The sequence below is a fragment of the Granulicella sibirica genome, from assembly GCF_004115155.1.
Taxonomy (GTDB): Bacteria; Acidobacteriota; Terriglobia; order Terriglobales; family Acidobacteriaceae; genus Edaphobacter; species Edaphobacter sibiricus.
In genome coordinates, this window is sequence record NZ_RDSM01000002.1 from 982,345 (window position 1) to 998,734 (window position 16,390).

Annotated in this window: 13 protein-coding genes; 7 read left to right on the forward strand and 6 right to left on the reverse strand. The window is 60.2% G+C overall.

Annotation, left to right across the window (positions count from 1 at the left end):
- Positions 1–1,035 carry an LLM class flavin-dependent oxidoreductase gene (locus GRAN_RS15005; protein ID WP_241654648.1) on the forward strand — a complete coding sequence of 345 codons (1,035 nt, stop codon included), beginning with the start codon at positions 1–3 and terminating at the stop codon, positions 1,033–1,035.
- 239 nt (positions 1,036–1,274) lie between these two features.
- Positions 1,275–2,069: an HAD family hydrolase gene (locus GRAN_RS15010; RefSeq protein ID WP_128913801.1), complete on the forward strand. Its 795-nt coding sequence runs from the start codon at positions 1,275–1,277 to the stop codon at positions 2,067–2,069.
- Between the two features lie 165 nt (positions 2,070–2,234).
- Here the strand turns inward: GRAN_RS15010 and GRAN_RS15015 are convergent, their stop codons facing one another.
- Both GRAN_RS15015 and GRAN_RS15020 read right to left on the reverse strand, forming a co-directional pair.
- Positions 2,235–2,462, reverse strand: a complete 228-nt coding sequence (locus tag GRAN_RS15015) for a hypothetical protein (protein WP_013579892.1) — start codon at positions 2,460–2,462, stop codon at positions 2,235–2,237.
- A 113-nt stretch (positions 2,463–2,575) separates the two neighbouring features.
- Positions 2,576–4,726: a hypothetical protein gene (locus GRAN_RS15020; RefSeq protein WP_128913802.1), complete on the reverse strand. Its 2,151-nt coding sequence runs from the start codon at positions 4,724–4,726 to the stop codon at positions 2,576–2,578.
- On the opposite strand from GRAN_RS15020, the gene GRAN_RS15025 reads away from it, so the two are divergent.
- On the forward strand, positions 4,704–5,648 hold the full coding sequence (locus GRAN_RS15025; RefSeq protein ID WP_128913803.1) for a VOC family protein: 945 nt from the start codon (positions 4,704–4,706) through the stop codon (positions 5,646–5,648). The two genes, GRAN_RS15020 and GRAN_RS15025, sit on opposite strands and share 23 nt — an antisense overlap.
- 671 nt (positions 5,649–6,319) lie before the next feature.
- Positions 6,320–7,510: a glycoside hydrolase family 18 protein gene (locus GRAN_RS15030; RefSeq protein WP_161570990.1), complete on the forward strand. Its 1,191-nt coding sequence runs from the start codon at positions 6,320–6,322 to the stop codon at positions 7,508–7,510.
- Here the strand turns inward: GRAN_RS15030 and GRAN_RS15035 are convergent.
- From GRAN_RS15035 to GRAN_RS15045, 3 genes are all read right to left on the reverse strand, one after another.
- Positions 7,507–7,728, reverse strand: a complete 222-nt coding sequence (locus GRAN_RS15035) for a hypothetical protein (RefSeq protein WP_128913805.1) — start codon at positions 7,726–7,728, stop codon at positions 7,507–7,509. The genes GRAN_RS15030 and GRAN_RS15035 overlap by 4 nt on opposite strands.
- The gene (gene rpsD, locus GRAN_RS15040; protein ID WP_206662775.1) at positions 7,728–8,348 is read right to left on the reverse strand and encodes a 30S ribosomal protein S4; all 621 of its coding nucleotides are present in this window, start codon (positions 8,346–8,348) and stop codon (positions 7,728–7,730) included. Before rpsD ends, GRAN_RS15035 begins: the two co-directional genes overlap by 1 nt.
- 281 nt (positions 8,349–8,629) lie before the next feature.
- Positions 8,630–9,796, reverse strand: coding sequence for a carboxypeptidase-like regulatory domain-containing protein (locus GRAN_RS15045; RefSeq protein WP_161570991.1), 1,167 nt, complete (start codon positions 9,794–9,796; stop codon positions 8,630–8,632).
- A 375-nt stretch (positions 9,797–10,171) separates the two neighbouring features.
- On the opposite strand from GRAN_RS15045, the gene GRAN_RS15050 reads away from it, so the two are divergent.
- Positions 10,172–11,503, forward strand: a complete 1,332-nt coding sequence (locus GRAN_RS15050) for a sugar MFS transporter (protein WP_128913807.1) — start codon at positions 10,172–10,174, stop codon at positions 11,501–11,503.
- On the opposite strand, the gene GRAN_RS15055 is transcribed toward GRAN_RS15050, so the two are convergent.
- Complete coding sequence (locus GRAN_RS15055; protein ID WP_338323443.1) at positions 11,500–12,099, reverse strand: DNA-3-methyladenine glycosylase I; 600 nt, start codon at positions 12,097–12,099, stop codon at positions 11,500–11,502. The two genes, GRAN_RS15050 and GRAN_RS15055, sit on opposite strands and share 4 nt — an antisense overlap.
- A 301-nt stretch (positions 12,100–12,400) precedes the next feature.
- Between GRAN_RS15055 and GRAN_RS15060 the strand changes: the two genes are divergently transcribed.
- Positions 12,401–13,642, forward strand: coding sequence for an ROK family protein (locus GRAN_RS15060; RefSeq protein WP_128913809.1), 1,242 nt, complete (start codon positions 12,401–12,403; stop codon positions 13,640–13,642).
- 183 nt (positions 13,643–13,825) lie between these two features.
- The gene (locus tag GRAN_RS15065) at positions 13,826–16,357 is read left to right on the forward strand and encodes an alpha-glucuronidase family glycosyl hydrolase (RefSeq protein ID WP_128913810.1); all 2,532 of its coding nucleotides are present in this window, start codon (positions 13,826–13,828) and stop codon (positions 16,355–16,357) included.
- Positions 16,358–16,390: the final 33 nt, after the last annotated feature.

Sequence of the window (16,390 nt, forward strand, 5' to 3'; positions counted from 1 at the left end):
ATGACACCCATGCAGATCGGCGTCGACAGCTTCGCCGCCTCCGTCCCCGACCCCGTCACCGGCGCCACCATCACCCCCGTCGAACGCATCCAGAACCTCCTAGCCGAGATCACCCTCGCCGACCAGTCCGGCCTCGACCACTTCGGCCTCGGCGAGCACCACCGCCAGGAGTACCTCGACTCCGCCCCCGCCGTCATCCTCGCCGCCGCGGCAGCCCTCACGAAAAACATCCGCCTCGCCAGCGCCGTAACCGTCCTCAGCGCCGCCGACCCCGTCCGCGTCTTCCAGGAGTTCGCCACCCTCGACCTCATCTCCCAGGGACGCGCCGAAATCGTCGTCGGCCGCGGCTCCTTCATAGAGTCCTTTCCCCTCTTCGGCCTAGCCCTCGAAGACTACGATTCCCTCTTCACGAGCAAGCTTGACCTCCTCCTCGAACTCCGCGACCACACCCACGTCACCTGGTCCGGCGAGCATCGCGCGCCCCTCACCGGACAGGGCGTCTACCCCCGCCCGCTCCAAAACCCCATTCCCATCTGGCTAGGCGTAGGCGGAACCCCGCAATCCTTCGCCCGCGCCGGAGCCCTCGGCCTCCCGCTCATGGTCGCCATCATCGGTGGCGAACCCCACCGCTTCCGGCCCCTCGTCGACCTCTACCGCGAAGCCGGAAAGCGAGCCGGCCACGCCCCTGAAACTCTGAAAGTCGGCGTCCACGCCCTCGGCTACACTGCCGCCACTGACGCTCAGGCCGCCGAAGACTTCTTCCCCGGCTACGCCGCCGCCTTTACCGCCATCGGCAAAGAGCGCGGCTGGCCCCCCGTCACCCGCCGCCAGTTCGACGCCCTTCTCGGCCCCACCGGAGCCCTCATGGTCGGCAGTCCCGAAACGGTCGCCAAAAAAGTCAAGGCCATGAGTGAGTCCCTCGGCGGCATCTCCCGTATCTCCTTCCAGATGAGCGTCTCCGCCCTTCCACACGCCAAACTCATGAACGCTATCGAGCTCATCGGCACCGCCGTCGCTCCCATCCTCCGAAAGTAACGCCTCCACAAATCGAACGATCCGCACCGGCCCCGCTTGCCCCTATAATCCAGCCATAAGGCCCGTTTCAAGCGAAGACAAGAACCTCGCTCCCCTGTCGCCCGCGTAAATCTTCGCGTCTTTCCCCCAGCTTCCGGACTCAAACAAAGAGCACGAACTGTACGAGGTCTGGTTACAAATTCCCAACCTCGCTCGACCAGGACCCCGGCCTCGGCCCCAAGCCCACGAGACGCCAGATCATGCCCGACTCCAACATCCAGTACGGCGACCCAACCGTCGACCCAAACCGCCTCCAGCCCGGCAGAAAGCCGCCCGCGCCAGAGCACGCCGCCGCCCGCAAAACCGTTCCCCAGACCATCCTCCTCGACGCCGACGACACCCTCTGGGAAAACAACATCTACTTCGAGCGCGCCATCGCCGCCTTCATCTCCTACCTCGACCACCGCGTCCACACCCCCGAAGAGGTCCGCGAGCACCTCAACGTCTGCGAGCGCGCCACCATCGCCGCCCACGGCTACGGCCTCAAGAGCTTCCGCAAGTCCCTCATCCACTGCTTCGAAGACCTCTCCCACTCCCCCGCCACCCCCGACAAGCACGCCCGCATCGTCAGCTTCACCGACTCCATCGCCGAACACGAAATCGAACTCCTCCCCGGCGTCGCCCCCACCCTCCACGACCTCGCCCGCCGCCACCGCCTCATCCTCGTCACCAAGGGCAACCTCGAAGAGCAGACCAACAAGCTCGAGCGCTCCGGCCTCGCCCCCCTCTTCTCCGCCGTCGAAGTCCTCGCCGAGAAGCACGACAGCGCCTACCGCGACGTCACCCGCCGCCACGCCTGCGAACAGGCCCTTACCTGGATGGTCGGCAACAGCCCCCGCTCTGACATCAACCCAGCCCTCGCCGCCGGCCTCAACGCCGTCTTCATCCCCCACGACTACACCTGGGTCCTCGAGCACGAAGTCGTCAACCAGCCCCCCACCGGCCAACACCTCCTCGAACTCCCCACTTTCGCCGACCTGACCGCCCACTTCTAACCCAGAAACCCAGTCCGGGTGCCCCGCCTTCGCGACAGGTCCTTGCTTTTCTGGTTGTCATTCCCGAAGGGAATCTGCGTCTGCCGCTGCCCGTTCTAAAGCACCCAGAAACAGAAAAGCGCCACCCAATCGGGCAGCGCCTCTCAAACCAAGAAACCAAAAGCCCTAAAGCGTGGACTCGATCTCGAATCCCCAGGCCTCGAGCAGCGCCTCCGGAATATACTTCGAGTTCTTGTTCCGCCTCGCCCACTCCCGCAAACGGGTCGACCGGATGTACTGGTCAGGCGTCAGCTTGTACTCTTTCACTACCTGTTCGAACGATGTAACGGTCGGCACCACCGGCCCAATCGGCTCCGGCTTACCCCAGTTCGGATTGCCACGACGCTTCGCCATGCTGATTTATCCCTCTTCCGCTTCCAGTTGGAGTCTGGTAAAGCTGCCACTCAAGACGCAAAGTCTCGTAAATATCCAAGGAACAGTATAGCTTACTCTAGCGTCTTCTCGTATCACTTCTTGAAGAGGCCCCCAACACCTGCAACGAATGCTGTCGCGAGCAGCCATCCTAATAAGATCTGGATCCACATAAACCTGCGAACGAACTTCGGGGAAGTGGCAAACCGGCTCGCGGCGCTATTCTTGGATACACCATTCGAGCCCGGAGTAAGCCCTACTTCAAAGCCAATCCGATTTCCGATATTTCGAAGCCCCGAAAACATCGCTGTCCTCGGAAAAACCTTGGGTAGATTCTCTGGCGCACGCAATTGCTCATCCACCGGAACGGGTGGGCAACCCGAAGGATTGGGCTGCCACTTATCGGCCATGCCAAGTTTGACTAGGGGCAGCGAGTTTTCAACGGACAGGACGAGACTTGAAAGACCAGGATAGTACCCGGGCAGAGCTTTCTTCTTGCAGAATGCGTCGTAGGCGACTTCATCAACCGGAGCAAGAGATCCCGCAAGATAACTCCTGCGGTAAATAATCCATCCCAGAGAGCCAAGCGAGAGCATATACCAGAAGGCGAGGATAGGACGGTAGCCATAACCGATCGGAGCTTTGAGCCAGACTTCAGGCTTGAGAAACCAGAACGGGTGGCCGCGTTTCGCTTGCAGCCTGGACAGTTCTTCCAGAATAAAATGCGCTCCCTCGTCGTCCCCAGCCGCAAGAAGCACCTTGGCAAGTTGGGAATAGGACTCATAGTTAAAATCGCTTTGCGGCTGCAACCGCAACCACCTCAAACGATCTTTAGAGTCTTCTGTGCCACCTACGATGGCGCCGTATTCGAACCGTTTCAGATAGAGGTGATCCGGGCGTGGCCAACTAATGTCCCCGTTATCGGAGAGTCCTGAGGCGGTCGCACCACTCAGATCAAGGGTCGCTGATTTTAGATCGGCCCCACCCATTTCGAGGATGCCGCCGATCCGCGCGTCTCGTAGTTCAATATATCCAATGGTCTGAAAACGGCCATACTTCTCGTGCGCAGCCAGTCGCACAGTACCGCCCACTGTGATTCGCTCGCACATCAAAGCTGAAAACATTGTTTCCTTGTCGGAAAGCGGGTTCTTAAAGCGGCCCCCATCGCAGATCAAGCTGCCGCCGATTTGAGCGTCCTGCAGACTGACCTCACCCTCCGCCGAGAAGCCATTCTGGAGCAATATAGAACCCTTGACATTTACGTTCTCAAGCTTCAGCGCTGAGTTCGACGCGGGCAGACTCTTAGATGGAGGGTAGGCAAAGGTGCCATTTGTGCAGTCGAAATCCCCCGCTATCTGGCTCCCAGTAAAGTTAATTGCTCCATCAGTTCTAAATTCGCCCTCTGACGTAGAACGAAGAAACACATTCCCACCAATGATTGCGCCGTAGGCATCCAGTCCCCTTCCGCTCGAATCATCAAACGAGCCATCTTTATAGCGATCTGAGTTTAGTAAATTTGCGCCGCCACAATCTAAGTCCCCGCCAATCCTGCATGTTGCTAAGTTGAGCGTCTCTCCGCGAGATCGAAAACCATTCAGACTCAACCCCAACTTTATATCGGCTCCGCCAGCCTGAAGACCGGGAGCTGAACTCCCCCCCAGATACAACTCCAGGGCCCTGACTTCATTCAACAAGGGCGTCTGATCGAAATAGCAGTTATCCAGGATAATCGGAAATTGGACAAGGATAGCTCTGAGATCCAGCTTGTCAAAGATTCGTGCTCCCGAAACAATCAGCCCACTCGGGACGCCCAAAGCGATCGCGTTCTTATCTGCGCACAACAGGAAAATCAGTTTGGAGCGAATCTTCCTATCATCTCCCCAATCCTGTCCCTCTTCGGTTGCGTGTTGATCCTCTTCGCCCGCCGGGGCAACCGTTATACTTGGATCTCTCAGTCCGACATAGTTCCTCAGTAAAAGCTTTTCGGCTTTGCTGAGAGCACCGATGCCGGACTTCGCCGTAAGGCTTAGGATCGATTGGAAAGATAGTTTACTGTTCATATAAGCTCCCACGATTTTTGCGGCCAGCGCACCATCAACTTCAAGATCCGCTCGACGCTTTGATTTAGAAGTCGAGATCAGGTGATAACATGCAGCAGTCAGTTTTGGAATGGAAAATTTAGCCATATTATTCAGATAAGTGGTGTTCACTGGATTGTTGCTTTTGACTGGCACATCTAAATCCACTACCCTCCTCCCCATGCTCCGCCCCCTCCTTCTAGCCGCCGCCATTCTCCTGCCGTCCGCCGCAGCCCAATCCCAATCCACCCCCACCCGGCCCGCCATCACCGGCATCGCCTTCGCCCGCTTCTACACCACCGACCCCGCCGCGTCCCAGCACTTCTACGGCGACACCCTCGGCCTCACCCAGACCAAACTCCCCGACAAGCTCGTCTACCCTGTCGACCACTCCCAGTGGATCGAACTCGTCCCCACCACCGCCCCGCCCAAGGCCAACAACCGCCTCGTCGCCGTCGCCTTCACCACCCGCGACGCAGCCGCCCTCGAGAAGTACCTCACCTTCCACAAAGTCGCCATTGAATCCCCTCTCAAGAACGGCGAATTCTCCGTCCGCGACCCCGAGGGCAACCTCGTCTACTTCGTCCAGTCCGGCTCCGATAAGCTCGTCGCCAAAGCTGCCCTCGCCACCAACGCCCCCAGCCACCGCATGATCCACGTCGGCTTCGAGGTCCAGGACGCCGCCAGGGAAGACACCTTCTGGCGCGACATCCTCGGCTTCACCCCCCTCTGGCACGGCGGCTTCAACGACACCGTCGTCAAGTGGAGCAGCGTCCAGGTCCCCGAAGGCTCCGACTGGCTCGAATACATGCTCGGCGACGGCGTCACCCCAACCCCGAGACAAGCCGGAACCAGCAACCACGTCTCCCTCGGCACCGAGCATATGAACACCGTTGTAGCCGCCCTCGCCGCCAACCACTGCGAAGGCCCCAACTGCACCGCCGCCAAAATGGGCCGCGACGGCAAAACCCAGCTCAACCTCTACGACCCCGACCAGACAAGGGTAGAGTTCATGGAATTCGTCCCCACCGAAAAGCCCTGCTGCTCCCCCATCACCGGTCGAACCCCCACCGCCGAAGAAAACAAATAACTCCACCGGTAGGCACGATGGGTGCCCCATCCTTTCCGACAGCCCTATCGTCGGATAGGGTGGGGTCTTGCCCTTGCCTTTCTGGTTGTCATTCCCGAAGGGAATCTGCGTTTGCCGTTGCGGGTGCCCCGTCCTTTCCGACAGTCTTATCGCCGGATAGGACGGGCTCTCTCCCATCCGCCCCGAACAAGGGTGCCCCATCTTCGCCGACAGCCTCACCGTCGGCTAAGGTGGGAACCCAACTGTCAAAATTCGGGGCCTTTGCCTCTCCGCCGAGCATTGAAGGGTCTACCACCTGCTGAAGTATCTGCAAAAATAAATCCACCAAAACACCCTCAAAAAACCCAGCAAATCCACCTGTCAAGCCCCCAACCCCGCAACCCCAACAAAACAAATCGCTTACCAATGTCCTTTTAGTTGCGGTCACCCCGATACAATTAAATCAGGAATAAAGAGGATCCAACAACGCAGAACTCCTTTATCTACTAATATTTAGCTCCTAAACCAAATGGAATGAGAAACTTACAGCCAAAACCATCCCGCAACTCTAACAAACGAAACCACTTACACCCCGCATATGGGGAGGGGGGGGGACCCCGGGAATGGGACGCAGCACCAAAGTTCACAAAGCCGCAGCATCCCACCGGAAGAAATCACGTCCAACCAGATGCATGGCACGATCGATCCTCACTCTCGCCGCCACACTTCTCGCCGCAACCCTCCACGCCCAGTCTCCCCAGCTCACCGCCTACTTCCCGCAATGGGGCCTCTACAACACGCCGCAGTACAACGTAAAAACCCTCCTCGCCTCCGGAGGAGCCGAAAAACTCGACCAACTCAACTACGCCCAGGGCTTCGTCACCGACGGAAAGTGTTCCATCGCCGATCCCAACGCCGACCTGAATTTCACCTTCTCCGCCGACCAGAGCGTCGACAACATCGCCGATCAGCCAACCCAGCCCCTCCGCGGTAACCTGAATCAGCTCATCAAGCTCAAGCGCAAATATCCAAAACTGAAGCTCATCATCTCCCTCGAAGGCAAAGGCTCTGACTTCGCCGCCGACGCCCAACCCGATAAGCGCGCAGCCTTCGTCTCCTCCTGCATCGACATCTTCCTCAAAGGCAATCTGGCTCCCGGAATCAAGGCACCCAATCTCTTCGACGGAATCGACGTCGACTGGGAATTCCCCCACGAGGAAGACGCAGCCAACTTCCAGGCTCTCCTCACCGAATTCCGCACCCAGATGAACGCCTTCCACCCAGGCTTGCGCCTCAACATAGCAGTCGGTCCAAGCCCAAGAATGTATCCAGGAACAAACTTCACCGCAATCTCCGGAATCGTAGACCAGATCGGACTCATGACCTACGACATGGCAGGTCCATGGAGCAAGACCACAGGGCTTCTAGCTCCACTTTCGCTCTCGCAGGATCAACATCACGGATCCGTCGCGAACACCATCAACGCCTACCAGCAGGCAGGAATCCCATCCCAGAAGCTCCTCATGGGAATTCCCTTCTACGGTTATGGCTGGCATCAGGTCCTCGAGGACAACAACGGTCTCTTCCAGGAAGGCGAAGGAATCCGCGGTGATCGCCCCTACAGCCACATCCTCACCCTGATCGAGCAGTCCACTGTCTACCGCGATCCAACCTCGCAAGCGCCTTGGCTCTTCGACGGAGACATCTTCTGGACCTACGAAGATCCCACCTCCATCCACGCCAAAGGAGCCTACGCAAGAGACCACCAGTTAGGCGGACTTATGATCTGGGAGTTAGGCGAAGACACTCCCTCCGCCGCTCTCCTTCACGCTTCCTGGGAATCCCTCAACCCTCAGACGTACGATCCTGACTCCACTCGCTAGTGAGTCATGGAACTAACGACAGTTCCCTGCTCCAGCAGACGAGCCCTCGCAAGCAACTCCGCGCCAGCTTCCCGAACCATCTCCTCCAGCTCAAGGAACGCCCTAGGCTCCATCCGCAAGGTAAACGCACCAAGATTTACGCTCACCACGCCGCATCCACACATCGACACGCTTCCCAGCCCTTCACGATCCGCCAGCACTCCCGCTTTATCCGCCACTAAACACCCCTCTTCGCGTAGTACTCCGCAACCTGTCGTGGATTGAACTCGAATGGAACATGCTCCGTACCTGGCTGCATCCGGATCACGCCATGATCGTTCACACCCTCCATGGCGAACTGCAGATAAGAAGGAAGCGGAAGCCTTGGAGCATTCCTCGCCGCTTCCGTCATCGCGCCACTCGCATATTCCGTCAGCCGGACGAACGTCCCGGATCGCAGCACCGCACTCCCGATCGTGACGATCTTCCCATTGACCATCACGTGTCCGTGACTCACAAGCTGACGCGCCGCCGCGATGCTCCGCGCGAACCCCAAGCGAAACACGACGTTATCGAGTCGCAGTTCAAGCAGCCCAATCAGGCTCTCGATCCAGTTGGAAGCGTTCATCGTCCGCGCCGTCCGCACGAACCGCCGCAACTGCTCCTCGCGAAGGCCGTAGTGAAAGAGCAGCTTCTGCTTCTCCCGCAACTGCGTCCCATACTGTGTCGGTTTGCGCTTGTTCCCCTGCCCGTGCTGCCCCGGAGGATAGTTCCGCGTCTCCAAAGCTCCCGGCTTCCCCAGTCCCGGCAACTCCATGCCGAGCGCCCGCTGCATCTTCCACTTCGTCCTATTACTCAAACCGCACCTCGCCTTTTGGGGCGGCAGAGGGCGCGCCTCTTCTGAAGTCAGACGAGTGCCCACGGCTCACCGATCTCAGTTCCATGCAGACGCTTCGCCAAAAGACAGCCCGCAGGGAACTCGTAACAACAAATTCAGACTACTTTGGTCCTATATAAAAAGGCAAGTGGAATGGCTTAAAAGAAGAGGCCCCGCGGCTGTCTTTTTGGCGAAGCACCGCAGGGCTCTCGAGATCGGCAGCCCGAAGGCTGACGAGTACCTCCACTATAGACCGCTGCTGTCTACTCCAGCGGCTTGCCTTGCGCGTACGACGGAACATTAGACGAAATCTTCCGCGAGATGAACTCCCGGATCAGATTAGTCGCGGCGTTCCCCGCAGTTAGTATGAAGCCGTTCCGAATGGTCAAAGAAGCAGTTCGATCTTCCTGAGCCCGGTACAGATTCGAGATGCCCGCCGCCGCAAAGTTTCCCAGCACATGCGAGTAGTTCGGTTGTAACTCCCCGTTGTCGCCCTTGCAGATCAGCGCGGATCCGATCGCATACAGCGCCCTCGACTTGATCGATCCGGTCCCCCGATAGAAGTAGCGAGGATCCTGACGGAAGATCGATGGAAACACCGCGCTCGAAAGCAGCCTCCCGATCGTCCTGTCTGCATAGCCTGCGCCGAACCGCTTCGCATACCCTTCCGCGCCCTGGCCATAACCAGGAAACGTATTGTTCGCCTGTTCTATACCTGCCGAGACCGCCACCGCGGCAATGGCAACCGGGTCTGTCACCGACTTCAACGACAATTCGAACTTCTGCTTCGGCCTGAGCGGCGCTGCGTTCCAGATGTAGCTCGTATAGAAGTTTGGAAGGATGCCGAGGATGCGTTGTTTCTCCTCCGCCTTCATCTGTTCCTGCGCGATCGCCTCCTCCGTCACGACGACCTGCACTTCGGTGTTCGTAGGCGCAAATGGCAGCTCAATCAGCGGAAGCTCAAAGCGCCGCCCAGCGGGAAGCACGATGTCGTTCGAGGCAAACGTCTCCATCCCCTTCGATCGCACAGCGACGCGGAAGCTGCCTGCCGGAAGATGTTCAAAAACAAACTCGCCCTTCTCATTGGAGAGCATGACTTGTTCATCCGCTGCACCTTCTCGCAGGACCGTCACTCGCGCCCCTTGGATCGCCACACCGCTCATGTCGACAACCGTCCCCGCGATACTCGCCGAACCAGTCTGCGCCGAAGCCCCATGGGTTTCTGCTTGTCCCCCTATCCCAGGTGCATCCGGAAAATCCAGTTCACCCACCGTAAGGGTCTCGTTCACCTGAGCAACAGTCGTTTCGGAGACTCCGCCGAGCAAGATGCCAGCAAGCAGACCACCGCAGCAAACACGCTTCCGCAACGTCGAGGAAGGAGTTTCGCGAAGACTAACGCCAAGGCCGGCCAAAACCGCAAAAAGACGCACCTTCCAGTCCTTTCTGGATGCAGCGTGAAACCTGGTTTGAGGTCGGGGTTTTACTCGAAGTACGACGTTAGCATACGCAGTCGCAAGCCTGTTGAATACTGAAAACAAAAGACATCCTTCGGATTGTGCGCAACGTGCACCATCTGATTCGTTTCCGTCCCATTCCCGGATGAGACTCAGTCCATCCTCTAGCTCCATCAGGAAGCAAATCCCCATTCGTTTACCGCCAGCAGCTCAATCGGAACTGAGCTGCGGAAGAGTCCCGTTCTTCCTGCTCCTCGAAAGAGCTGTCGTTCTTCAGCCCGGCGAGGGTGCTGCCATTGCCTCGAACGCTATAAACTGTCAGAGACATAGAAGCGGAAGAAGGATAGACCCATGGCATTCGTCGCAAACCCAAGCGCACCAGGAATCGGCGGCAGAACCAAAACCGACCTGCGAGCGATGACCATCGCAACCGCCCTCTTCTTCATGTGGGGCTTTCTCACATGCCTGAACGACATCCTCATCCCCCACCTCAAGAGCATCTTTGAACTCGGCTACGCCCAGGCCATGCTCGTTCAGTTCGCCTTCTTCTCGTCCTACTTCGTCTTCGCCCTTCCGGCTGGCAAACTTGTCGAGTGGCGCGGCTACAAGCAGACGATGGTGATCGGCCTCATCGTCATGGCTGCTGGGGCTTTCCTCTTCCTGCCGGCGTCAGCCGCCGCGTCCTTCGGCCTCTTCCTCTTCGCCCTCGTCACCCTCGCCGCAGGAATCACCTGCCTCCAGGTCTCGGCCAACCCCTATGTCACCAGTCTCGGCCCCGAGGAGACCGCCTCCAGCCGCCTCAACTTCTCGCAGGCTTTCAACTCCCTCGGAACCTTCGCCGCGCCCCTCCTCGGTGGCGCCCTCATCCTCGGCGGAACCCAGCTAGCCCCGGAAAAGCTCCACTCCCTTTCAGCCGCTGTCCTCCAGACCTACCGCGAGCAGCAGGCGTCCTCCGTCCGCCTCCCATACCTGGGAATCGGCCTGACGCTTCTTCTCCTCGCGCTCGCGCTCGGCCTCCTCAAGATGCCGCCTATGATCACGAGCCACACCCGTGACTTCCGCCCCGGGGCATACGACGAGGTTGCGGGCTTGGACGACAGCGTCTGGCGTCACCCCTGGCTTCTGATGGGAGCCCTCGGAATCTTCCTTTACGTCGGTGCCGAGGTCTGCATCGGCAGCTTCCTCGTCAACTACTTTGGCCTTCCGGAGATCTCCGCCATGCCCGAGCAGGTCGCCGCCCGCTATGTCAGCCTCTACTGGGGCGGTGCCATGATCGGACGCTTCATTGGCTCCGCCATCCTCCAGAAGCTACGCACCGGCATCGTCCTCGGTTGCGCTGCCTGCATCGCCTGCGCTCTGGTCATCGTCTCGATGATCACCCACGGCCACACCGCTATGTGGGCGATTCTCGCGGTTGGTCTCTTCAACTCGGTGATGTTCCCCAACATCTTCACTCTCGGCCTATCAAACCTCGGAGCCCTCACCAGCAAGGGCTCAAGCCTGATGGTCGCGGCGATCGTTGGTGGCGCATTGCTTCCTCTGTTGGAAGGCCACCTCGCCGACCGCATCGGTGTCCAGCACGCCTTTGTCGTCCCCGTCGTCTGCTATCTCTTCATCGCCTCATACGGCTTCGCCGCAGCCCGCGCGGAGGGTGCGACGGTCCCCATCCCGAAGGCCGTCTAGGAAGTCTTACCCTTCCGGACAGCGTTCCTGCGAAAGCAATCCGGGCTGTGGTCGTTCACGATCCCGCACGCCTGCATCCAGGCATACACGATCACCGGCCCCACAAACTTGAATCCCCGCTTCTTCAGCGCGGCGGACATCTCCTCCGACAGCGCCGTTTTCGCGGGAACCGCACCCTCGTTGCGAATCGGCTTCCCACCAGCCAATCTCCACACGAACGCCGAGAAGTCCTCCCCCGCTTCCTGCATCTTCAGGTAGGCCTTCGCACCGCCGATCGTTGCCTCGATCTTCGCTCGTGACCGGACGATCCCCGCATCCTGCAGCATCGCCTCGATCTCTTTCTCGCCGAACTTCGCCACCACCTCCGGCACAAACCCCGCGAACGCCTTCCGGAACGCCTCCCGCTTGCGCAGGATCGTGATCCAGGAGAGGCCCGCCTGGAAACCATCCAACATCAGCTTTTCCCAGAGCTCTCGGCTATCCCTCTCTGGCACTCCCCATTCCTCGTCATGGTACGCCCGCATCAAGGGATCGTTGTCAGCCCACGCACATCGGTGAATCAACGCGTTCCGTGCCATCCTGCCTCCGTCCAACATTGCCTTCGAACACCATACGCGATTCCTCTTCCGAGCCCCGCTAATGATTCCGAGTCTTTTCTTGTGCCGCTGAAGAAAGCCGCAGCAATCAGCAGGAATCATGCCTCCTGCAAGGACGGTTCGAGACGAGGTTTGCCTTCGGATGTGGCGGTAGTAGCGGATTTCGAGCTCAATCGAATCACGATAGGACGATGAAAGATGACAGACACAATTCGTTGTAGTACAAGTCGTAATTGCTTTTCGGGCACCCTCATTCTGGTTTCAGCAGGCCTCGTCCCCTGCAGTTGGAGCAAAGGAAAATATGGATGCGACCAACCCCAAAGTGGGAGCACGCGGGATCAAGCGGATCGATCTCGCTTACGTCGAGCTCGCCTCAAGCGAAAATGCCCGCGACATCAACCGCGACATCGTCCTCGAGCTCATTCGCGCCCGCCAGCCCATCGCCCGAGCCGACCTCTCCCGCATCTCTGGCCTCCAGCCAAGCACCATCTCCTCCATCGCCGAGCAGCTCATCGAAGAGAAGTGGATCACTGAAGGAGCCGTCGTCAAGCGGCCACGTGGCCGCCGCCCAACACTCCTCTCCCTCAACGACGATCTCGTCATCATCGTCGTCGACATCCGCCCTCACCAGGCCATTGTCGCCATCGTCGACCTCAACGGACGCTTCCTCGCCCGCGAGGTCGTCCCCCTCGTCGTCAATCCCGAGCGCTCCGTGCAGAAGATCATCGACTGCATCATCTCCATGCGCGCCCAGTTCCCCAACAAGTCCTTCGAAGGCGTCGGCGTCAGCATCCCGGGCCGCGTCCATCCAGAAACCCAGCGCGTCATCCTCGCCCCCAACCTCAAGTGGACAGGATTCGACGTCAAATCCGCAATTCAGAAGCAGATCAAGCTGCAGGTCGAGCTCGACAACGCCGCCAACGCCTGCCTCCTCTCCGAACTCTGGTTCGGCCGCATGGACGGTGTCCGCCATGCTGCCCTCGTCACCGTCTCCGAGGGCCTCGGCTCTGCCATCCTCACCAACGGGCAGATCGTCTCCGGCCGCAATGGACTCGCCGGCGAATTCGGCCACATCCCTATCGACCCCAACGGCCCCCTCTGCGGCTGCGGTCAGCACGGCTGCTGGGAAACCTTCGCCTCCTCCACCGCCGCTCTCCGCAACTATGCCGAGCTAGTCCCCGACTCCAGCATCCGCACCATCCAGGAACTCCTTCAACTCGCCGAAGAAGAGGACCCCTTCGCCATCGAAGCCGTCACCCGTCAGGCCCGCAGCCTCGGTCGTGGCCTCCGCCTCCTCACCGTCGCGCTCTCTCCCGAACTTATTATCATCACCGGCGACATCACCACCTCCTGGGCGCGCTTCGGGCCCATCGTCCAGGCCGAACTCGCCGCCACCATGCTCGCCGACGCCCCGCCCCGCCTCGAGATCACCACGGATGGCGAACTCTCCCGCCTTCGCGGAGCCGCAGCCATCGTCCTGCAACGTCATTCCGGCTATCATCGCTCGACGCATCTTCCCGGCGTAGGCCGCAGCATTCGCTAAGCTGCTTTACATTTTCTTCGAGACACATACCTTGTCGAGCCGCCCTCCAGATAGCTGTCTTCGAAGGCATCACAACCTTGACATCATCCAGCCCGTCACATAACTTCGCCACAACTACGAAAGTCGGCGACGCCAACCACCGGTGTTCTCCCCACCTTCAACCACCCGCGAGGAAGGATCTCCATGCATCTCAGCCGAACATTCCAGGGCGTCCTCCTTGCCGCTGCTATTGCCGCGAGCGCCCGTGCTGAGGACGGCCACGAAGCCTGGCTCCGCTACGCTCCCATCACCGACCCAACCATCCTCGCTCAATACCGCAACCTTCCCACCCAGATAGCCGTCCTCGGCGACACCCCGACCGAGCACGCCGCTGGCACCGAACTCCAGCGCGGGCTTACCCAGATGCTCGGCCGCCCCTTCACTGTCACCTACGGCCTGGGTCAGATCCTCACCTCTTCAAACGCGATCCTCGTCGGCGACCTCGAATCCCTCGACAAGATGTACGTCAAGAAGCAAAAGCTCCCCAAGCTCAAGCCCGAATCCTACATGCTCGGCACTCGCAACAACGGTGCCGTCAGCCAGACCGGCATCATCGCCGCCGACCCTCACGGCGAGCTCTACGGAGCCTTCCGCCTGCTCGAACTCGTCGCCGCCAACAAGCCCATTCCCACCACGCCAGTGACCGAATCCCCCTCAGCCCCTATCCGCTGGGTCGACCAGTGGGATAATCTCGACGGCTCCGTCGAACGCGGCTATGCCGGTCGCAGCATCTTCTTCGACGCCGGCCACGTCCGTCCCGACCTCGCCCGAGCCTCAGACTACGCCCGCCTCCTCGCCTCCATCGGTCTCAACGGCCTCACCGTCAATAACGTCAACTCCGACCTCACCACACTCGAACCCGACAAGCTCAAGGAATTCGCCCTTCTGGCCGAAGCCCTGCGCCCCTGGGGCATCGGCATGAGCCTCTCGGTTGACCTCTCCAGCCCCCAGGTCGTCGGCCATCTCTCCACCTTCGACCCCCTCGATCCCACCGTGATCGCCTGGTGGCAGAAGAAGACCGACGAGATCTACACCCTCATCCCCGACTTCGCCGGCTTCGTCGTCAAGGCCGACTCCGAAGGCCGCGCAGGCCCATCCCAGTACCACCGCACCCCAGCCGAAGCCGCCAACGTCCTCGCCCGCGCCCTCGCACCCCACCACGGCGTTGTCCTCTACCGTGGCTTCGTCTACAACCATCACCTCGACTTCCACGACCTCAAGGCAGACCGCGCCCGTGCCGGCTTCGACAACTTCGCCTCCCTCGACGGCACCTTCGAGCCCAACGTCATCATCCAGGTCAAGCACGGACCCATCGACTTCCAGGTCCGTGAGCCAGTCTCGCCCCTCTTCGCCGCCCTTCAGCACACGCCGCAAGCCATCGAGCTTCAGACCACCCAGGAGTACACCGGCCAGCAACGCCACATGGTCTTCCTCGTCCCCATGTGGAAGACCGCCCTCGATACCGACCTGCGCGCCAACGGCCGCGGCACGCCCGTCAAGGAGATCGTCGAAGGCAAATCCTTCCACCAGCCCACCGGCGGTTTCGTCTCCGTCGTCAACGTCGGCCTCGACACCAACTGGCTCCACTCCCCCCTCGCTCTCGCCAACCTCTATGGCTACGGCAAGCTCGCCTGGAACCCCGACGCCACCTCCGAGCAGATCATCGACACCTGGACCCGCCTCACCTTCGGCAACGACCCCGAGGTCGTCTCCACCATCAACGAACTGCAGCTCAACTCCTGGCATACCTACGAGCAGTACACCGGCAACCTCGGCATCGGCACCCTTACCGACATCATCGGCATCCACTTCGGCCCCGGCGTAGGCTCAGCCGAAAACAACGGCTGGGGCCAGTGGTTCCGCGCCGACCCAAAGGGTGTCGGCATGGACCGCACCGTAGCCACGGGCACCGGCTACATAGCCCAGTACCCCAAAGAGCTCGCCGCCACCTACGAGTCTCTCGCCACCTGCCCCGACGACCTTCTCCTGTTCATGCACCACGTCCCCTACACCCACATCCTGCATATCAACAAGACGGTCATTCAGGATCTGTACGACGAGCACTATGCCGGAGCCGCCACCGCTGCGACGTATCCTATGCTCTGGCAGAAGCTTCACGGCCACATCGACAACCAGCGCTTCGATCAGGTAAAAGCCCTCCTCACCTATCAAGCCGGTCACGCAATCGTCTGGCGCGACGCCGTCAACGACTGGTTCGCCACGATGTCCAACATCCCCGACGCGCAAGGCCGCGTCGGCCACCACCCCGACCGCATCGAAGCCGAGTCCATGACGCCTACCGGCTACGAACCGATCGACGTCACGCCGATCGAGACCGCATCCGGCGGCGAGGCCACGGTTTGCAAGCAAGCCCTATGCACCCTCACCACAACGCTGAAAGAGCCGGCCGGTAACTACACCATAGCCGTCCAGTACTTCGACCTCCGCACGGGCGCCTCGAAGTACGAACTCCTTCTCAACAACGATCCCATCGCCGATTGGACCGCCGACGCCACCCTTCCGCCCGCCGTAGTCGATCTCCACCTCGACGGCCACACCAGCACCCGATACACCACTCCCGCCATCACCCTAAAGCCCGGCGACATCCTCACCCTGCGCGCCACACCCGGCGCCAACGAGCCCGCCCCCGTCGACTACATCTCCATCCAGCGCTGAATCCCCGTCTCACCACAAACCCGGGTGCCCCAA

Excerpts from the sequence above, each read along its gene's own strand:
- GRAN_RS15005 (WP_241654648.1), top strand. The coding sequence starts at position 1 with ATGACACCCATGCAGATCGGCGTCGACAGCTTCGCCGCCTCCGTCCCC.
- GRAN_RS15050 (WP_128913807.1), top strand. The coding sequence starts at position 10,172 with ATGGCATTCGTCGCAAACCCAAGCGCACCAGGAATCGGCGGCAGAACC.
- GRAN_RS15015 (WP_013579892.1), bottom strand. The coding sequence starts at position 2,462 with ATGGCGAAGCGTCGTGGCAATCCGAACTGGGGTAAGCCGGAGCCGATT.
- GRAN_RS15030 (WP_161570990.1), top strand. The coding sequence starts at position 6,320 with ATGGCACGATCGATCCTCACTCTCGCCGCCACACTTCTCGCCGCAACC.
- GRAN_RS15010 (WP_128913801.1), top strand. The coding sequence starts at position 1,275 with ATGCCCGACTCCAACATCCAGTACGGCGACCCAACCGTCGACCCAAAC.
- GRAN_RS15060 (WP_128913809.1), top strand. The coding sequence starts at position 12,401 with ATGGATGCGACCAACCCCAAAGTGGGAGCACGCGGGATCAAGCGGATC.
- GRAN_RS15055 (WP_338323443.1), bottom strand. The coding sequence starts at position 12,099 with ATGTTGGACGGAGGCAGGATGGCACGGAACGCGTTGATTCACCGATGT.
- GRAN_RS15065 (WP_128913810.1), top strand. The coding sequence starts at position 13,826 with ATGCATCTCAGCCGAACATTCCAGGGCGTCCTCCTTGCCGCTGCTATT.